The following is a 19,802-nucleotide window of genomic DNA, read 5'->3' on the forward strand; positions in this document are numbered from 1 at the left end:
TGGGTAAGAAGCGGATTGGATCTTCACCACCTTCACCAGAGTTAGATTTGGCACCGATACGGTTCATCGCAATAGCAAGCGTGGAGTGCGCTTCATGCGAGATAGAGCCGAAACTCATCGCGCCCGTTGCAAAACGTTTGAGAATTTTTTCAGCAGGTTCAACGTCATCAATTGAGATTGGGCCCGTTGCTTTTGGCACAAATACAAATTGACTACGCAGAGTTGCTGCATCATCACCTTGGGCATCAACAGCCGCCGCGTACTCTTGGAACTGCACATAGTTTTTATTGCGCGTTGATTGTTGCAATAATGAAATAGTGGTCGGATTAAACAGATGTTTTTCACCGCTTTGTTTCCACTGGTAAACGCCACCCACATCGAGACGTGTTACTGGCACAGCTCGTAACGGGTAAGCGAAACGATGGCGTACTAAAATTTCAATGGCAATATCATCAAGTGATAAACCTTGAATACGCGTCACAGTGCCTTTAAAGTAATTTTCAACAACATTTTTACTAATACCCAGGGCTTCAAATATTTGCGCGCCCTGATATGACTGGATGGTTGAAATACCCATTTTAGAGAATATTTTAAGCAGTCCGGCATCAATTGCATCTTTGTATGAAGCAAATATTTCTGTGACGTTTTTATCTGCAGGAATACGCTTTTTAGCTTGCAGATCAATAATCATCTCTTCAATTAAGTAGGCGTTTACAGCAGATGCACCGTAACCTATTACGGTTGCGAAATGGTGCGTTTCACGCACGTCACCTGTCTCGACCACTAAATCACAAAGTGCTCGCAGCCCTTTTTTGATTAAGTAATGGTGAACGGCAGCTGTAACTAACATAGCAGGAATAGCTGCATGATCAGATGTCGCATTACGATCGGATAGAATAATGATTGAGTAACCGTCATTGATTGCATCTTCTGCATAACGGCAGATACGATCTAATGATTTTTTCAGCTTGCCAGACTCACCAGTTGCAAGGAACAAAGTATCGAGTGTTTTAGCTTGCAGATGCTTGTCATCTAATGCATTAATTTTTTGTAATTCCGCATTACTGAGTACGGGTGACTCAAGCTCGACTTTATGACAATGCGCAGGTGTTTCAGATAATAAGTTCTGATCTTTACCCAGGTATGTTTTTAGCGACATAACCATACGTTCGCGAATCGGATCGATAGGCGGATTGGTTACCTGTGCAAAAAGCTGTTTAAAGTAATTCGACAGATGTTGAGATTGGTGCGAAAGAACAGCAAGAGGCCAATCGACGCCCATTGCACCTAACGGTTCTTTACCTTCAAGCAGCATCGGCAGCAAAATATCATTTACTTCTTCAGAACTCACACCAAACGCTTGCAGCCGTTTTAATAACTGACCATCATTTGGTTGTAGATTGCGTTCTAAAGCAGCGGGTTGCCCTTCTAATTTAACCAGATTATCAGCTAGCCAGGTTTCATAGGGTTGACGAGTCGCAATACTGTTTTTCACTTCATCATCAGAGATGATACGACCTTGTTCAAGGTCTGCCACAAAGATACGACCGGGTTGTAGTCGACCACGTAACTTAATGTTCTCAGGTTCGATATCAACCACACCACTTTCTGATGCCATAATAAGGAAGTCATCTTTGGTGACACAGTAACGAGAAGGACGAAGACCATTACGGTCAAGTGTTGCCCCTACTTGTACACCATCTGTAAAGCACACAGACGCAGGGCCATCCCAGGGTTCCATCACATTTGCATGGTATTGGTAGAATGCACGACGCGCGGGATCCATATTCTTGTTCTCTTGCCAAGCTTCAGGGATCATCATCATTAATGCGTGCGGCAGGCTACGACCAGAAAGCACAAGCAACTCTAATGCCATATCAAAACTTGCCGAATCAGACATGCCATCAGTACAGATAGGCATTAACATATCTAACTCTTCACGTGTGAAGAATTCAGCTTCAAGTAAAGCTTCGCGGGCTTTCATCCAATTAATATTGCCACGGACAGTATTGATTTCGCCATTGTGTGCGATGTAACGGAAAGGCTGGGCTAAACGCCATTTTGGAAATGTATTGGTAGAAAAACGTGAATGTACAAGTGCAAGTGCTGTAACCATTGCCGGATTTTGTAAATCAAGAAAGTACTGAGGTACTTGTTCGGTGGTTAACTGGCCTTTATATACGATTGTTTTGTATGAAAATGTATTGATATAGAAGTTATCTTCTATGCCCGCAACCGCCTGTAGACAGATACGTGTTGCGTAATTACGCAGAATAAACAATTTACGTTCTAATACAGCCGACTCCATATCCGTACCGCCAGTGACGAACATATGTTCGAACTGTGGTTCAGTGCTCAGGGGATCCGCACCTAGCATTGAATTATCGGTAGGGAGAACACGGTAACCAATAAGCTCAAGGCCTAAACGCTCAACATTACGTTCTAAAATATCACGACATTCTTTACGTTGGTTTGCATTTTTAGGAAATAGAATTGTACCTACACCATATTGATCAAACTTCGGTAAGCTAATTCCTTCCTTGAGCGCTTGCGTCACTAAAAACTCATGCGGTTTTTGCAGCAAAATACCAGCACCATCACCACTGCATGGATCGCAGCCTTGACCACCACGGTGTTCCATACGTGCAAGCATATCGAGTGCTTGAGTCACTATTTTGTGTGATTTGCTGTTTTTCAAATGCGCAACGAAGCCGATACCACAGGCATCATGTTCCATCTCTGGCACATAAAGGCCTTGAGCGTTTTGCTCTATATTAGTCATAAACATGTCCTTCAATATAAAACGGTAAAGTGATTTTTATGCTTTCCGTTTTAATGTTTTCAAAATGCTATACATGGCCTATTTATTTGCATAAGCAAAAAAAAGGCAATTAAATTTTACTTTTTTAGTAAAGAAAACTACTTTCTAAAGAAAAACAGACTTAATTAGAAAACGTCCTTAACAAGAAATAACGCGAATACCATCCCTAACAAGCACAGGGCTCATACACCACTTCTTCTAAATCAACCCACATAACAGGCGTAATTTTGGGCATATTCTACCGTTTCAAACGCATAAGATCCAATTTTCTTGTTTATCTTGATCTGGACGGGTTGTTAACGGCTTGTAACAACTCCACGGTAAGTTGCTAATTTACTTTAACATTATTTTTTTGCTTAAAAACCAACCGATTCTTGATGTAATAGTGAATTATTGCTCGTCAAATAGATAGCAAATTGATAAAAAAAGAAGACGAACAGTCAGGAAGCTGATGATATACAAGGAAGGAAGCCGGAAAAAAAAGAGACGTAAAGTGAATTAATATTCACTTTACGTCTCTTTTTATGCTTATACAAAATGTGCTTTTAGACTTGTGCAATAAATGCTGTGCTAATCTGGATGTGCAGCATAAATCGCTTCGAACAGCTCAAAATCATCAATAAACAGAGACCTTAAATCAGGATCAAAGTGTTTACCTGAGCCATTGATAATTTTTTACTTGCCGTTTTTTACATTTAAATAACCCAACTTTGCATTTTGCTCTATTTTAGCCATGCCACTATTAACCGCGCTAGCGTGCGGTTAACGAGAAGTCGGTGATGATTTTATTGTCTTTTAATCGACCGTCTAAGGAGGGCTGAAGTGCAAAAACTTGCTCGTTATCCACTTTATACTGATCAATCAACTGGTTTTTTATACTGCTGATACGCTGCTTCGCTAAATTAGTCAGCTCCAGGTCGGTGATGGTTTCCGTTGTCAGCAGGACATTGTATAGAGCATTCATATATTCCGCTGTATCAGCCTTTTGTTGACTCAGTTTGGGCTTGGGGTTAGCTTTTTCCGCTGCCAGCGTGTCGGCTTTTATCTGATCAAGTGCAGACTGCCCGGAACGGCTTATCAGTAGCGCCTCCATCTCCGCTGCGCGCTGTTGTTCGCTGCTGGATTTCAACCTGTTGTCCAGCTTTCGCTGTTTCAAAACATCACCATCTGCTTTGCCGTCTACTGTCGCGCGAATCTCCAACATCAGTTTAGGTCGACTTGTTAATGCCTGTGCAAGCTTTGCCAGATTGGCTATCTGATCGGGTGTTAAATTGGCGCTGCCGGCTGTGAATGCAACAGAACTTAATTGATCAGCATCGCCCCCCACCAAATTACCAATGATGGCAAAGGGCGCGGTGACCGCCTTAGTAATGACGTTGACCAGCGCATTGATGAAGATACTGCTAATGTCGAAGTTCGGATCATCCATATTACCTCTGGCAGGCAAATTTATGTCGATAACACCATTGCGGTCTTTTAATATCGCGATCGCGAACTGCAGAGGTAGATCGACCGCTTCTTTACTGGCAATCGAACGTCCCAACTCAAACTGGTCGAGGATAAGATGGTTCTTAGCATCCAACATTCCTTGCGCAATTTTATAGTTAAGTTGCAGGTTTAGTTTACCTTTATCAATGGCATACCCTGCGTAGCGGCCAGAGTAAGGGGTCATTGTAGAAAGTTCGATATTGGAGAACTTAACCATCAGATCTGTATACAGGTCGCCGCTTAATAGGTTTATTTTTCCTTTCACTAGCGCCTTACCGTACTCCTCAACGGTTCCATTAATGTCTACAAAAGCCCGTTCCATATTATTCGATGAGAGCCCGTTCACTTCACCGCTAATATTTTGAATACTCGTTGCAAACTGTTGGCTAAGTGACAGATCGGCAAAATAGGCTGCGCCATTGTTAATCAATATCCGTTTTATCTGGATAGGAATGGGCGTACTTTTCTCTGCGGAGCTTTGCGCAGTAGCGCCCTTTTTAGGGGAATTCTTGACAACCGTCTGCTCAGTCTCGACGGCGGGTAAATCAGTGTCCGCAGAGACACTAAGTTTCGCCAGATTGGTGGAGCGATCCTCAGTGACAATAATTCGCCCATATGGCTGTTCAATACGGATATCGCTGATCGCGATGGCGAGCGGATTAAAGTTAATCTCGAGCGGCGCAATGGTCAAATTCTGCCATCCAAGCAAACGTTCATTAACTGACTGGTCCGTGCTATTGAATTGATTCACATTGATTGCACCGTTGAATCTGCCGTTTAGAGGGTCTCCAGCGTTTTCAGAACTCAGAGCCAGATCGCCATTAACCGATAACGTACCTTCATTAATGGTCACCCTAAGCAGATCATTGAGATAGGGTTGCATGGTGACTAATGCCAGATTATCAAAATTGATAGCCGCCTTGAGATTAAGCGGAGCAGGGACAACTTGTCCGTTTATCTCACTTTTACCCGAATTCTCAATAAAATAAGAAATGCCAAAATCGAGACTTGTTGACAGATCCTGGCTGAGCCCGGATAGCTGACTGTTAATCTGCTTTATAGCGATATGAGCAGCCGTTTTGCTTTTCAAGTCAGTTACATTTATTTGCCCGTTGTTAAGCAGTAACTCCCCGATACTCCATTTAAATGGCGACTTCGCTTCGCTACTGTTGAGCTCATCTTTAATTACAACACCCTCTTGGATTTTGTTCTGACTCTGGGTAAAAGAGGTCAAGATAGGCAACTCACCTTGGCCGTTGCGCTCAAGTTTTAGCGCCGGCGCATCGATAGCGACTCGGCCGATAGCTAATTTTTTTTCACCTAAATTAAAATCTAGCGAGCCGACTTTTATTTTGTCGATATTTAAAAAGTTGTCAGCTCTGTTTTTAATCGCAATTTGTATCTCATCAAGCATAACGGTTGCATTACTAATCGCCAGCTCAGTGCCGTTTCCGGCCAGACTGACATTATACTGGCCTTCAAAGTCAAGGAGCCCATGGGCTAACGTATAAGGTACAAGGTCCTGAGCATACCCCCATAACTGGTGGGCTTTTATATGCTCGATCTTAAGGAAACCAGTGGAGTTAAACGGTGCGACACCGATATCCCCTTTCCAAGTAAGTTGCTGCTCGCCACCTAAAGAGATAGCTAACTGATAAGTCCCCTCTTTATTTAAAAAAGTGGAAAAATTGTTGAGGGTAAAACTGAGCGGTTTGAGATGGTGTTTGATAAGCGTTGCGGGAGTATGATCCACAATATCAATTTCACCTGCTTCTACTTTTATCACATCAAACAACAATTTAGGAATGCCGCTGTCACTGCCTTTTGCAGGCTTTTGGGGCTTCCCTGCCTGAGCCTGCTCAAGCGCATTTTGGAAATTGGTTTTTCCTTTATTATCAACAACCAATTTAATATACGGGGAGACCAGCTCTAAATTAGAAAAAGTAAGCGCGCCCTCAATAATGGAGCGTAACTCAATATCATTATGATATCGGTCAAAGGAGATGACGACATCTCCTTGTTTATCTTCAACCACCAGCTTGTTAATCGTTAAAGTGAGTGTAAAAGGGTTTAGCTCCACCTTTTCGATACGACTTTGCCAGCCAAGATTCTGCTCAACTTGCTCTATTAGCGTGTTTTTTATAATGTTCGGCAAGACTAAAAAGCCGACTAGCGCATAGGATGAAATAACAAACAGCACCCAAAAAAGGCGAGAGCGATACCAATAACGACTTGTGATTTTTGACCATGCGGACACGTTAATTCCTTTTAATTGGGAAGAATAATTGGAGAATAAGTTTAATAAACCGCTGTGCTAATCTGGATGTGCAGCATAAATCGCTTCGAACAGCTCAAAATTATCAATAAACAGAGACGTTAAATCTGGATCAAAGTGTTTACCTGAGCCGTTCCTGATTTCTTGTCTGGCCTCTTCTAATGTCCAGGCCTCTTTATAACAACGTTTATGACACAATGCATCAAACACATCCGCAATCGCAGTGATCCTACCCTCTAAACTGATCTGATCGCATTTTTTACCATTGGGATAGCCCGACCCATCCCATTTTTCATGGTGATCAAGCGCCAAATTAGATGCCATTTTTATAATGGAATTATCATGCCCCCTAAAAATATCCCAGCCTTTAATAACATGCTGTTGCATCTGTTCCCATTCAAGCGCATCGAGTTTGCCCTTTTTTTTCAGAATATGATCCGGAACGCCAACCTTGCCCACATCGTGCAGTTGCGCAGCCAAACGAATCCGTTCGCAATAAAACTTATTTTCACCATGGAGCTTGGCTAACTGCATGGCAAACAATCCGACCCGCACGACATGCTCACCCGTCTCTTTAGAATGCGATTCCATTGCCCCTCCCATCAAGGTGATCGCTAATTCTTGCGTTTCTTCAAAAGCGTTCGCTAAAAGAAGATTTTCGTAACTTAATAAAACATTGCGTAAAAAGAGATCAATCATATCCACTTCTGAGCTATCTAAAATTCGCTCTGTTTCAAAAGCAAAAATAGTGTCATAACCGCGATCAGAATGGTGAAAATAGACATAATAACGTTGATCATGAAAGTTGCATTTAACTTTCAGCGCATGTTCAAAAAGAGCGCGCTCATTGTCTGGCAAATCCTTTATATCGTTGTGAACCAATACTTGTACATTATTCGCGCTTGCCGAAAACATATTTAATTTTTCTTCCATTTTTGATATGGCAAATGCCTCGGAAGGTTCCAGCAACACCTTAGTCGTAGAAATATTTAGCACCAGTTCAATCTGCGCTAAAACAGTTGCAGCAAAACTAAATAAATCGCTGGCACGACTAATATTGGCAATTGATTCAATGACCTGTACTAAAATTTCACGGTGTTTTTGCAATTGACAAATATCACGATAGGCGCGTAAAGAGGTATAAAAAGTAGATTCCATATCTATCTTACGCAGTTCTGCTTTATTCTTGTAGCCGTCTATATCAAAGTCACGAATGACACTATGCTCTGGTGCGATCCCCGGCTGCCCGGTACGTAATATTATACGCGTGAAACGGTTTTTTAATTCTTGACGAATAAACTTAGCTAAATCCAATCCAGCATTTTCCGTTTCCATTACCACATCTAATAAAATTAATGCAAAACGCTGATCTTGTAGTAAAAGCTCCTTCGCTTGCAGAGCTGAATAGGCACTAAAAAATCGCATCGGTTTGCCTTCAAATACAAAATTCTTCATCGTCAATTTTGTGACGGCATGGACATCTTCTTCATCATCAATAATGAGTACGTTACAGTATTCAACGCTTGCAACTTCATTAGTATCCATTGACGGTTCGATAATCTCTTCAGCTAACCAATCCATAAATATCCTTTTTACTTACTCGCTTTGACATCAACTCGTATTGGAAAACACAATAGGAATGTCGAAGCTTCACCGATACGCGATGTGCAACTAATGCTGCCGAGCAGTTGATGAACCACTAGATTATAGACAATATTCATGCCTAGACCACTGCCTCCAGATCCACGTTTTGTCGTGAAAAAGGGATCAAAGATTTTATCACAAACATCTACTTCCATACCATTGCCGTTATCTGAGACTGTCAGCATCACATTACTTTCATCAAATTCAATAGAGAACAGTATTTCACCACTTTTCAGCCCATTGTCGAAACCGTGTATCAATGCATTCATCACTAAGTTAGTTACAATTTGCGCGACTGCACCGGGATACGTGTGCACCTCCTGTTCATTTTCTGGCACCTCGAACCGCACATGAATATCTGTTTTTTTAAGTTTATGGTGCAAACTAAGCAGTACCTCTTTTATGTAGTCACTTATCTTAAATGTACGCACCTCATCACAGCCTTGATCTACGGCAACCTGCTTAAAGCTACGAATAAGATTCGCAGCTCTGGCTAAATTTGATAATAACAGTTGGCAATTTTCATTAACTTCATTGCAGTAACACTCTAATTCAGAACGCTTTAATTGTCCGTTTTCAACTTTTTTATGCAAATTAGCTGTTTCACCATGTAAATGAGACGCTAAGGTAACGCTTACCCCCAGCGGGGTATTAACCTCATGGGCGACACCACAGACTAAATCACCTAATGACGCCATTTTTTCCGCTTCAACAAGCTGATTCCGCGTTGACTCCATCTCCTTAATAACTGTCTTTAATTGTTCGCGTTTTTCAAATAACTGATAAGTCCTATTCGCCACCTCTTTTCTTAATACTTTCACAAAATGCTCTTTGCTGTACTTATGCACACGCAAGCTGTAGCCAAGCAGAATCAGCAATAAAATAAACGATAATATAGCTAGATTAGTTGCCCAATCATGCTGTAACTGCAGAGTCTGTTTCCGCTCTATACTAAGTGAATCCTGCGATTCAAAAAATTCATTAATTAACGTCATCATCTTTGATTTTTCGAGAAAATACCGCTCGCTATACAAAAGCGACAAAGCGGCAAGTCGCTGCTCAGAATGCGGGTAATCAATACTATTTTCTGTTCCCTGTTCGGCTAGCGCGAAAGCTTGCAGTTCTAACGTGGTTAACTGATTCGAATGTATTTTCGCTTTATCTAAAAAAGCAAATTCTTGTTCAGTAAGATCCGATTCAAGCAATAATTTTTTGAAAGCTTTCTTTTTCCCCTCAACGCTCGCGTTGTTAGCGTTTTGGGGCATCAGCAGCGCCCAGTAAATGCGATGAGAATTGTTCGGGTGTAACTTAGTCCCATTGCTCATGGCTAAAATATCATGATAAAACTGCAAATATTTTGCATTACCCGTTGCCACATAGGTACGAGCCATCAAAGAAAGCTGGTCTGAACTTGCGCTTAACTGCTCCGCTAATCGGTATGAGCGATAGCGGTTTTCATTGTTTGCCTGCAGATCATGCATAGTGCGATAAGAAAAATAGGAAGAAATTAGCGCGGCGATAGCGCAAATAAAGGTAAATAAGGCAATGGGTGAGGATAAGTGAGTGTTATTATGATCAGCTTGTTGCTGTTTTGAATTTGAATCCATACCCATAATATCGCCTATCATGATGTAAATTAAGAGAGAGAGTAAGCTTACTATCACCAACTCATTACCTTGATTTTAACTATATATGCACTTATTGCAGGGCAGAATTCACATTTTTTAATTAATTCTCAATAATTTTCGCACACTTCATGCCTCGCTATTTTACATCCTGTGTATATCAAACCAACAGGCTAACTAATAATATCGCCTTCCACACAACCGATAAAGGCGCTGATTAGCGGTTCCTTTGCACGCGCTTTATAGCAGCAGATCCCTAACTCAAATGACGGCAAAGGCATGCTAATCGGCAAACGCTGCACGCGATCCCGCACTGGGCTGTTTTCAATCACCACATCAGGCACGATGCCCACGCCACAGCCCAATGCAACCATACTGATTAACGCTTCATGTCCGGCCACTTGCGCATAAATAACAGGTTTACCAATTTTAAATAATCGGTACCAGTTATCAAAGCGGCGACGTACTGCGCCATGCTCAGGTAAAATAAAGGGGATGTTTTTCCAGTCAATATCGGCCTGTTTAATTTGCTGGGAAGCCGAACAGGTTATGGTCGGCGCTATAATAGAGAGCGGTATTTCAGCGAGCGGGATAAAATGCAAACGCGTAGGAAAGGGTTCCGGATAAGCTGTAATCGCAAAATCCACTTGATCTTGTAAGACTTGATCAACAGCAACCGCACTATCGCCCGTGATCAGTTTAATTTCTACTTTCGGATACAGTAATCTAAAGCGATCTAAAATGGGCGGAAAATGACTGTAGGCGGCAGTGACCGAGCAATACAGATTGATCACACCTTCCAACTCGCTTTTGCTTTGTTTGACAGCACGTTTCAATAGCGCCCATTGTTCAAGTTGCAGCAAGGCATACTGCTTGAATATCAGCCCGGCCTCAGTTAATACAACAGAACGATTATCACGGTTGAGTAAGCTAACACCTAACTCATTTTCAATTCGTTGGATAGCGCGGCTAAGCGTTGATGGACTGACATGTTTTGCTTGCGCCGTTTTAGAAAAGTGCAGACTATTGGCTAAATGCACAAACAGCGCTAACGATTTAATATCCATTGCTTTACTTCACAATCGGCAAATCTTCACGACTGCCCCACTCACTCCATGAACCATCGTAAATTGATAAATTTTGATAGCCAGCCAATGTTGCCCCTAACGCTAAAATACAGGCAGTGACACCTGAGCCGCAACTAAAAATAACACGTTTGTGTTTCGGCGCTAGCGCTTCAAAAAGCAACGCAAGCTGATAGGCATCTTGCATTTTTTGATCTTGCAGTATCTGAGTTGCGGGCAGGCTTTTGGCGTTAGGCATAGAGCCGGAACGCACACCTGCTCTTGGCTCTGGAACTTCGCCTGAAAATCGCCCGGCGGGACGCGCATCAATAACGGCATGGTCACTACTTTGTGTAGCATGCAGTACTTCACTCGCATTGCAGATAAGCGCGCTCTGGTAACAAGCAATGAAATCGCCTTGCGCCAGCTGTTTTACAGGTGCGCCACTTTCAGTGGCAAAGTTTTCCGCTTTCCACGCAGGCAAACCACCGTCTAATACTGCTACTTGGGAAAAGCCCATCGCTTTAAACATCCACCAAACACGCGGGCTGGAAAAGATGCCTAAGCTATCGTACACAACAATAATGCTATTTTGATTAATACCTAAATTTTGCGCCGATTGCTGAAAATCCGCGGCACTGGGCATCATATGCGGCAAATCAGCATTGCGATCACAAATTTCACGATCAAAATCGAAAAAAAGCGCCCCTGGAATACGTTCATTACTCCATTCCGACTTACCGTCACGGTTAACATTGGGCATATGCCAACTGCTGTCCAACACAACTAAATTTTCATGATCTATATTTTTATGCAACCAATCAGTTGCAACAAGGGCACTAGGTAAGACTAATGGTGTCATATCATTTCCTTTTAAAATAATAAGTTAAGCATTTTTATTTGTTAAGTAATGAGAGTGATATTGCAATAAATTAAATAATAAACAGTGCATCATCATCAGATGATGCTGTTTAAAAATCAAGCTAATCTATAAAAAAGCGTGAACAGGGCTCTGATCAAAAAAAACTGCAAGTGTATTTCATTTTTTGCAACATAGCATTGCCAATATATCATTTTGCGCAATATAAGTTATGCGCTATAGTGCTTGTTGAAAATTAATTTTTATCTGCTTCCCTATAAACTATTTTTTGGAGTGTCACACAATGGCGAACTACTTTAATACCCTTCCTCTACGTGAGAAGTTACATCAACTAGGTCAATGTCGTTTTATGGATCGCAGCGAATTTGCTGACGGTTGTGAAGCATTAAAAGGCAAAAAAGTAGTTATCATAGGGTGTGGCGCACAAGGCCTAAACCAAGGTCTCAATATGCGAGATTCTGGTCTTGACGTATCTTACACGCTACGCGCGGCTGCTATCGCTGAAAAACGCCAATCTTGGAAAAATGCAACAGAAAATGGTTTTACTGTTGGTACTTACGAAGAGCTAATTCCACAAGCTGACCTTTTATGTAACCTTACTCCTGACAAACAGCATACTGCGGTAGTTGGCGCGGTTATGCCTCTTATGAAAGACGGCGCTACACTTGCTTACTCACACGGTTTTAATATCGTAGAAGAAGGTACGATTGTACGTGATGACATCACTGTTATTATGGTGGCACCTAAATGTCCAGGTACTGAAGTTCGCGAAGAATACAAACGTGGTTTCGGTGTACCGACACTGATTGCTGTTCACCCAGAAAATGACCCTAAAGGTCAAGGTCTTGTAACGGCTAAAGCATACGCAAGTGCAACAGGTGGCGATCGCGCAGGTGTATTGATGTCTTCTTTTGTTGCTGAAGTTAAATCTGACCTAATGGGTGAGCAAACTATCCTTTGCGGTATGTTACAAACTGGCGCAATTCTAGGTTATGAAAAAATGGTTGCTGACGGTTTAGAGCCAGCTTACGCATCTAAACTAATTCAATACGGTTGGGAAACGGTAACTGAAGGGCTAAAATACGGCGGCATCACCCATATGATGGACCGACTATCTAACCCTGCTAAAATCAAAGCGTTTGATATGTCTCTCGCACTTAAAGATATTCTACGTCCACTGTTCTATAAACATATGGATGACATCATTGAGGGTGAATTCTCAGCAACTATGATGAAAGATTGGGCAAATGATGATGTTAACCTGCTTAAATGGCGCGCAGCAACAGCTGAAACTGGTTTTGAAAAACAACCAGCCGGCGACATGGAAATCGATGAGCAAGCATACTACGATAACGGTATCTTCCTTGTGGCAATGATTAAAGCGGGTGTTGAGCTTGCGTTTGAAGCGATGACAGCCTCTGGTATCGTTGCAGATTCTGCTTACTACGAATCTCTACATGAAACGCCGCTTATTGCGAACACTATCGCACGTAAAAAACTTTACGAAATGAACGTAGTTATCTCTGATACAGCAGAATATGGTTGTTACCTCTTTGATCACGCTGCTAAACCACTACTTACAGATTTCGTTAAAGCGATGAGTACTGAAATGCTGGGTAAACCATTAACAGTTAAGTCTAACTCTGTTAATAACGCACGTTTAATCGAAGTGAACGAAGCAATTCGTACTCACCCGGTAGAAGTCGTTGGTAAAAAACTACGCGGCTATATGAAAGATATGAAAACTATCGTAACAGAGTCTTAATTTTTAAGCGCTAATGTTTGATGTTGAGCCAAGCTAATCAGCTTGGCTTTTTTCTGTCTGTAAAAAACAACGCCTATGCTAACAACCCGTAATGAGATGAAAACTATCGTAACAGAGTCTTAATTTTTAAGCGCTAATGTCTGATGTTGAGCCAAGCTAATCAGCTTGGCTTTTTTCTGTCTGTAAAAAACAACGCCTATGCTAACAACCCGTAAAGAGATGAAAACTATCGTAACAGAGTCTTAATTTTTAAGCGCTAATGTCTGATGTTGAGCCAAGCTAATCAGCTTGGCTTTTTTCTGTCTGTAAAAAACAACGTCTATGCTAACAACCCGTAAAGATATGAAAACTATCGTAACAGAGTCTTAATTTTATTAGTTTAAAACTAAGTTTTTGCTAGAATAAAAACCAAGATCTGTTCTTGTTTTTTTTATGCCTGTAAAAAAGATGAAAATTATCGTAACAGCGTTTTAATAATCAATGTTTATTAGCAAACGATTTGTTTGCAAAGAAGATATATAATAATGGCCCTGCCCTCATTGAAGGTGGGGCTTTTTTATGGCTAACAGTTGAGTAGAAAGATGACAGAAGAGTACGAGAACCGTTTTGGTGGCATTAAACGCTTATATGGCAGCAAGGCCTTGGCAAAGTTTAAAGAGAGCCATCTCTGCGTGATCGGTATCGGCGGTGTTGGTTCATGGGTAGCCGAAGCACTGGCCCGCTCTGGCATAGGGCAACTTACCTTAATCGATATGGATGATATTTGTGTCACTAATACCAATCGTCAAATCCATGCATTAACCAATACGATTGGCGAGACGAAAATAGAGGCGATGGCGGCACGTTGCCGGTTAATTAACCCGGAGATAAAGCTTAATTTAATTGATGATTTTATTGATAAAAAAAACTGTTTTGAGTATCTCTCCAGTGAATTTGATTATATCTTTGATGCGATTGACAGTATTCACGCTAAAGTGGCCTTAGTAGCACACTGCAAGCGCAATAAATATCCGTTATTAACCTGTGGAGGCGCCGGTGGACAGCTCGATCCGACACAAATTCAGATCACTGATTTAGCCAGAACCATTCAAGATCCGCTGGCTGCCAAAGTGCGCTCGGAGCTGCGCCGTAATTTTAACTTCAGTAAGAATCCCAAACGTAAATTTAGAGTTGATTGTGTTTTTTCAACAGAGCAGCTTAGTTATCCCGATATGAATGGTGAGGTGTGCAAAGAAAAAGCCGACTCAGATGGCAATATGAAGATGGATTGTGCCAGTGGTTTTGGCGCATCGAGTATGGTAACCGCAAGTTTTGCTTTTGTGGGCGTGGCCTTTATGCTGAAAAAAATAGTCAGCAAAAGCCAATAGCAGGATCGAGTGCCAACGCGCCTTGCTCTTAGCGCATTGGCTCAATATCCAGCGCTAACTGCTAGAGAGATCTAACAATTCACGTAAGGCGACCTGACACATACTAAATTCGGGCGCTTTTACCGCTAATAACGCATCCGCCATTTTATACCAGCGCTGTACAAGGCTCTGGTGCTGGTTTTCCCAATCATCAAATGCCTGACTAATATTCCCCTCTTTTAAACCGAGTAAGATCGTCTGGCTAATGCGTTTTTGCTGCCACTCTAAATCATCGCGCATCGCCTCTCTTGCCAGAGATTGCCAATGGCTATCTACAGGCAGCAATCGAAGCTGGTTGGCGACATCAAACAGCTGCAGTTTATCTGTGGCATAGAAATAAACCTGCGCCGTTAAATGCGCATCGACTTTAAGTTTAGTGGCGACAGAAATAACATTGAGCAGGGCATAAATCTGATCGGTACTGGCGAGGTTATGCGCGATAATTTCCGGGACTGACGATTCAGTCAACGAGGCGATCATCTCAGATCGATAAACAATTTCCTTACCCATTAATACCATTTCAATATCGTCAACAACCGATTGTAATGGCTTTTTATATAGCTTAATTAACTCGCCTGTATCGAGCTGATCACGATGATTGCGGAGTAACCAGCGCGTTCCATGGCGCACCATACGCTGAAGTTTGAAGATCAGATCACTTTGCAAGTCACAACTGACCTTATTATCTAACAATTCAATCTGCTCCAGAATAGTATTTAAGCCGAAAATATCACGCGCAGCAATCCATGCTTTACTTACCTCCAAAAATGAACAGCCTGAGCTTGCCATAATACGATGAGCAAAAGTTGCCCCCATCACATTAAAAAGATCATTACTGACTTGTGTTGCCACTATCTCTGCAATCAATGGATGTTGCTGTATCTCATGTTTGTATTTCTTCACTAAAGAGGCGGGGAATATTTTTTCAGCTTCCGCAAGCAGGTAGGGATCTTCCGCTATATTGGCCTTTGCCAGTGCTTCTTTCATCTCATTTTTTGCATAAGAAAGCATCACCGAAAGACTCGGACGCGTTAATCCTTTTTGGCAATTTTTACGATCACTTAAGATATCATCAGCAGGGATAGCTTCGAGTAGCCGGTTGAGTTTGCCTTTCCCCTCTAAATCATTGATAAGCTGACGATACTCTTCAATACGCTGATAGCTTTCAAGGTAAGAAATACTGACGCACTGCGCCTGACGGTAATTATTTTTTAAGACAAGTTGTGCAACTTCATCGGTCATGGTCTGCAAGCGAATATTACGCTGCTTAACGGTTAAATCCCCTTGTGAAACTAATTTATCAAGTAGGATTTTAATATTCACTTCTAAATCGGAACAGTTCACCCCCCCTGCATTGTCAATCGCATCGGTAAAACATAACCCCTCGTGTAATGCGTATTCAATACGGCCACTTTGCGTAAAACCTAAATTACCGCCCTCGGCAACCACAGAGCAATGCAGCTCATCACCGTTAACCCGTACAATATCATTGGCTTTATCTCCGACATCAGCATGACTTTGACTTCTCGCTTTAACATAAGTACCTATTCCCCCATTCCATAACAGGTCCACCTGCGCTTTTAATAAAATTGTAACCAGCTCGCTCGGGGTTACCTGTTTTTGGTAAATATCAAAACGTTTAGCCATCTCAGGACTGACTTTTATTACTTTAGCGCTGCGAGCAAAGATCCCTCCCCCCTGAGAAATCAAATCGCAATTGTAATCAGCCCAGCCCGTATTTGGGGTTTCAAAGAGGCGTAAACGCTCAGTAAATGAGGCTTCTAAATCAGTAGGTGCCGGATCAATAAAGATATGCTGATGGTTAAATGCCCCCAGTAATGCGATGCATTTAGATCTTAACATGCCGTTGCCAAACACATCCCCGGACATATCACCAATAGCAACCACACTAATCGGTTGCTGCTGAACATCAATACCCAGTTCACGAAAATGGCGCTGTACGCTTATCCAAGCACCCCGCGCGGTAATAGCCATCTTTTTATGGTCATAACCATTACTGCCTCCGGAGGCAAACGCATCATCCAGCCAGAAGTTTCTTTGCGTCGCAAGTTGATTAGCAATATCAGAGAAGGTCGCCGTGCCTTTATCCGCTGCAACAACGAGGTAGGGATCATCACCATCATAACGAATCACATTAAGCGGCGGTACTATCTCTCCTTGGCATAAATTATCAGTGATATCTAACAAAGCGCTAATAAATATTTTGTAGCAACAAACACCCTCGCGCATAACACTTTCCCTGTCCATTGCAGGATCAATCATTTTCGCAACAAAACCGCCTTTTGCACCAACAGGCACAATCACCGAATTTTTAATTTGCTGCGCTTTTACTAAACCTAATATCTCGGTGCGAAAATCCTCGCGGCGATCTGACCAGCGTAAACCGCCCCGCGCGACTTTACCACCGCGCAGATGAACCCCTTCCATGCGGGGGGAATAAACAAATATTTCATAATTTAAACGCGGTAAGGGGACTTCACTTATTTTTTCATGGTCAAACTTAAAACTGATATAAGGTTTATTTTGCCCCTCGCTCTGCTGAAAATAATTACTGCGCAGCGTTGCCATAATAAGCTCAACATATTGACGTAATACGCGATCCTCATTGAGATTACTGACATCATTTAGCGCATTTAAAATCTTCTCTTCTAACTTTTGCTGTTTTGTTAAATCACAGCCACAACTCGGATCAAAACGAAGCTTAAACAGCTGCACTATCTCTTTAACTAATTTACTGTGATCGAATAATGTTTTGGCAATGGAAAAATGGCTAAAACCAAAACGTAACTGTTTTAAATATTTAGCATAAGCACGCAACATGCTGATCTCTCGCCAGGTAAGCCCGGCCCCCAAAATCAGTTTATTGAAAGGATCATTTTCAGCATCACCGTACCACACAGATAAAAAAGCGTCGGCAAAGAGCTCCCGATAGGCTTCCGGATCAAAATTACAGACCTGTGCATAGACTAATGTAAAATCATATAACCAAAATGGTTGACCTCCCGTTGGCGTCACCTTATAGGGATATTCTTGAGCGACTTTCAGTCCTAGATTTTCTAAAATAGGAATAATATCTGAAAGCAGTAATGCGCCATCTTGATGAAACAGTTTTAATTTAAGTTCACTGCCATTTGCTTCAACTGAGCGATAAAAACGCAGTGTCATCGAACGATTTTGGTCCGCATATAAAGACTCGATACGCTCAATATCAGCCACGGCAACCCGTGGACTGAAGATATCCTGATAACTGCCCGGAAATGCCAAATTGTATTTATTGGTGAGTTTTATCCCCTGCTCTTCACTAAAATGCTCAATTAACGAATCGTTTAATTCATCCCCCCAGCGTTTAGTTAACTGCTTCATTCTATCTTCAATTGCCTGCACTTCAAGCTCTTCATTGAGCGGGCTTTTAAGCCGTAGCACCAAGCGTAAACGCGCCAAAGTAGATTCGCTTAAATAGGTTTGAAAATCACTATCGCTAACCTCCAAGGTACGGCAAATAAGCTCTTCAAAGGCCAGTCTGACCTTAGTGTTATACAGATCACGAGGCACATATAAACTGGCAATTACAAAGCGTTTATTACCTTCGCTGCGTAAAAAAAGTTTTAGCTCTTTGCGCTCCTGCGCATGTAAAATTGCAGTGACGTTTTGTAACAGTTCACTTTCATCGCACAATAAAAGATCTTCAATGGGATAGGTATAGAGAATTTGTGACAGCGCCTTATAATAATGGCCACCTTGACTGTACGCGGATTGCTGTAAAATATTAGCCAGCTTATGGCCAACCATGGGAATATCGGTCGGCGTGCCAACGTAAAATGATGAGGTATACAAACCAACAAAGCGATAACCGGAGGTAAGCTCCCCCGCCTGATTGAAACGCTTTACATAAACCACATCAAGATAGGCAGAGCGGTGCACCATGGCACGCTGTGATGCTTTAGCGAAATGGATAAGTGATGCCTTACTTAACAGCTCAAATGATTCAAATTGCCAATCATAGCCAGTTTCATTAGTGCGCTTTAATAGACCTAACTGACTTGCAGCAACGGATTTAACCTCCCCCTGCTCAATAATAAACTGATCGCAGCCAATAAAAGTAAAATGGTTATTTAGCATCCACAGTAAAAATGTTTGCTGCTCCTCTAAGTCATTTATTTGTCGGTTAAACTTATCGCTTTTACTGTATTTGAGAGCTCTTTTAACGGCTTTTGTTATATGCCCAAAATCATCAACCACCAGGCTAACATTCTCTAACGCCTGTTGTATTTTTGACTCAATTTGAACGCGGTCAACTTTTGCACTGGTTTTATCGATTTCAAAATAGAGTAATAATTCATTATTACTCTGAGCATCGAAAGATAATAATTTTCCGGTTTTTCCACGAACAGTTGCCAGTTCACTGTAAAAACTGCGATACACTTTAATATTTTGCTCATTAATAATGAGTTTTAAGGTATCAATAACAAAGGGGACATTTCGACATAACACACTGATCACAGTATGGGAAGATTGCCATTCATCCTGCTCTACATCCGGATTAAAAACCTGCACTTTCGCTTGTTCGGTTTTCCACAACTGGACTTCACGCCACAATGTAACGGTTAATCCACTTAAATCTATTGGTGACATTTGTGTTAAATCGCTGGTAGCAACATCGCGATACACGGCATTAATAAATTGCTGCAACATTTTTTGTGCGCGATCTGAAAAATGGGTGTTTAATTGGGAAAATACCTGCTCTAAAATATCGCTTTTTTGATTGAGTCTTGAAATCATCGGCACGCCTATCTTATTGAATACACTTACTCTA

The 19,802-nt window shown here is 41.8% G+C and carries 9 protein-coding genes; 2 read left to right on the plus strand and 7 right to left on the minus strand.

Translation table 11 applies throughout. The features are described from left to right. The 6 genes from ACJAT7_RS07590 to ACJAT7_RS07615 form a co-directional block, all read right to left on the minus strand. On the minus strand, nucleotides 1-2,782 hold a 2,782-nt coding region (locus ACJAT7_RS07590; RefSeq protein ID WP_415226197.1), incomplete at its 3' end, for a glutamate synthase central domain-containing protein. Nucleotides 2,783-3,572: 790 nt separating this feature from the next. Beyond that, nucleotides 3,573-6,566 carry a DUF748 domain-containing protein gene (locus ACJAT7_RS07595; RefSeq protein ID WP_415226198.1) on the minus strand — a complete coding sequence of 998 codons (2,994 nt, stop codon included), beginning with the start codon at nucleotides 6,564-6,566 and terminating at the stop codon, nucleotides 3,573-3,575. A 57-nt stretch (nucleotides 6,567-6,623) separates the two neighbouring features. Further along, on the minus strand, nucleotides 6,624-8,165 hold the full coding sequence (locus tag ACJAT7_RS07600) for an HD domain-containing phosphohydrolase (RefSeq protein WP_415226199.1): 1,542 nt from the start codon (nucleotides 8,163-8,165) through the stop codon (nucleotides 6,624-6,626). Between the two features lie 11 nt (nucleotides 8,166-8,176). Continuing rightward, complete coding sequence (locus ACJAT7_RS07605; protein WP_415226225.1) at nucleotides 8,177-9,892, minus strand: sensor histidine kinase; 1,716 nt, start codon at nucleotides 9,890-9,892, stop codon at nucleotides 8,177-8,179. Between the two features lie 134 nt (nucleotides 9,893-10,026). Further along, on the minus strand, nucleotides 10,027-10,920 hold the full coding sequence (gene ilvY / locus ACJAT7_RS07610; RefSeq protein WP_415226200.1) for an HTH-type transcriptional activator IlvY: 894 nt from the start codon (nucleotides 10,918-10,920) through the stop codon (nucleotides 10,027-10,029). Nucleotides 10,921-10,924: 4 nt separating this feature from the next. Further along, complete coding sequence (locus ACJAT7_RS07615) at nucleotides 10,925-11,779, minus strand: sulfurtransferase (RefSeq protein WP_415226201.1); 855 nt, start codon at nucleotides 11,777-11,779, stop codon at nucleotides 10,925-10,927. 301 nt (nucleotides 11,780-12,080) lie between these two features. Here ACJAT7_RS07615 and ilvC point away from each other — a divergent pair, with 301 nt between their 5' ends. Together ilvC and tcdA are read left to right on the plus strand one after the other, a co-directional pair. Beyond that, on the plus strand, nucleotides 12,081-13,562 hold the full coding sequence (ilvC, locus tag ACJAT7_RS07620; RefSeq protein ID WP_415226202.1) for a ketol-acid reductoisomerase: 1,482 nt from the start codon (nucleotides 12,081-12,083) through the stop codon (nucleotides 13,560-13,562). A 581-nt stretch (nucleotides 13,563-14,143) separates the two neighbouring features. Continuing rightward, nucleotides 14,144-14,929, plus strand: coding sequence for a tRNA cyclic N6-threonylcarbamoyladenosine(37) synthase TcdA (tcdA, locus tag ACJAT7_RS07625; RefSeq protein WP_415226226.1), 786 nt, complete (start codon nucleotides 14,144-14,146; stop codon nucleotides 14,927-14,929). A 54-nt stretch (nucleotides 14,930-14,983) separates the two neighbouring features. On the opposite strand, the gene ACJAT7_RS07630 is transcribed toward tcdA, so the two are convergent. Further along, nucleotides 14,984-19,768, minus strand: coding sequence for an NAD-glutamate dehydrogenase (locus tag ACJAT7_RS07630; protein ID WP_415226203.1), 4,785 nt, complete (start codon nucleotides 19,766-19,768; stop codon nucleotides 14,984-14,986). Nucleotides 19,769-19,802 lie beyond the last annotated feature (34 nt).

This window comes from Psychromonas sp. (genome assembly GCF_047632995.1).
Lineage (GTDB): Bacteria > Pseudomonadota > Gammaproteobacteria > Enterobacterales > Psychromonadaceae > Psychromonas.

Bases quoted from the DNA above. Each gene is read 5' to 3' on its own strand.
- ACJAT7_RS07600 (WP_415226199.1), bottom strand. From the start codon at position 8,165: ATGGATTGGTTAGCTGAAGAGATTATCGAACCGTCAATGGATACTAAT.
- tcdA (WP_415226226.1), top strand. From the start codon at position 14,144: ATGACAGAAGAGTACGAGAACCGTTTTGGTGGCATTAAACGCTTATAT.
- ACJAT7_RS07630 (WP_415226203.1), bottom strand. From the start codon at position 19,768: ATGATTTCAAGACTCAATCAAAAAAGCGATATTTTAGAGCAGGTATTT.
- ACJAT7_RS07615 (WP_415226201.1), bottom strand. From the start codon at position 11,779: ATGACACCATTAGTCTTACCTAGTGCCCTTGTTGCAACTGATTGGTTG.
- ilvC (WP_415226202.1), top strand. From the start codon at position 12,081: ATGGCGAACTACTTTAATACCCTTCCTCTACGTGAGAAGTTACATCAA.
- ilvY (WP_415226200.1), bottom strand. From the start codon at position 10,920: ATGGATATTAAATCGTTAGCGCTGTTTGTGCATTTAGCCAATAGTCTG.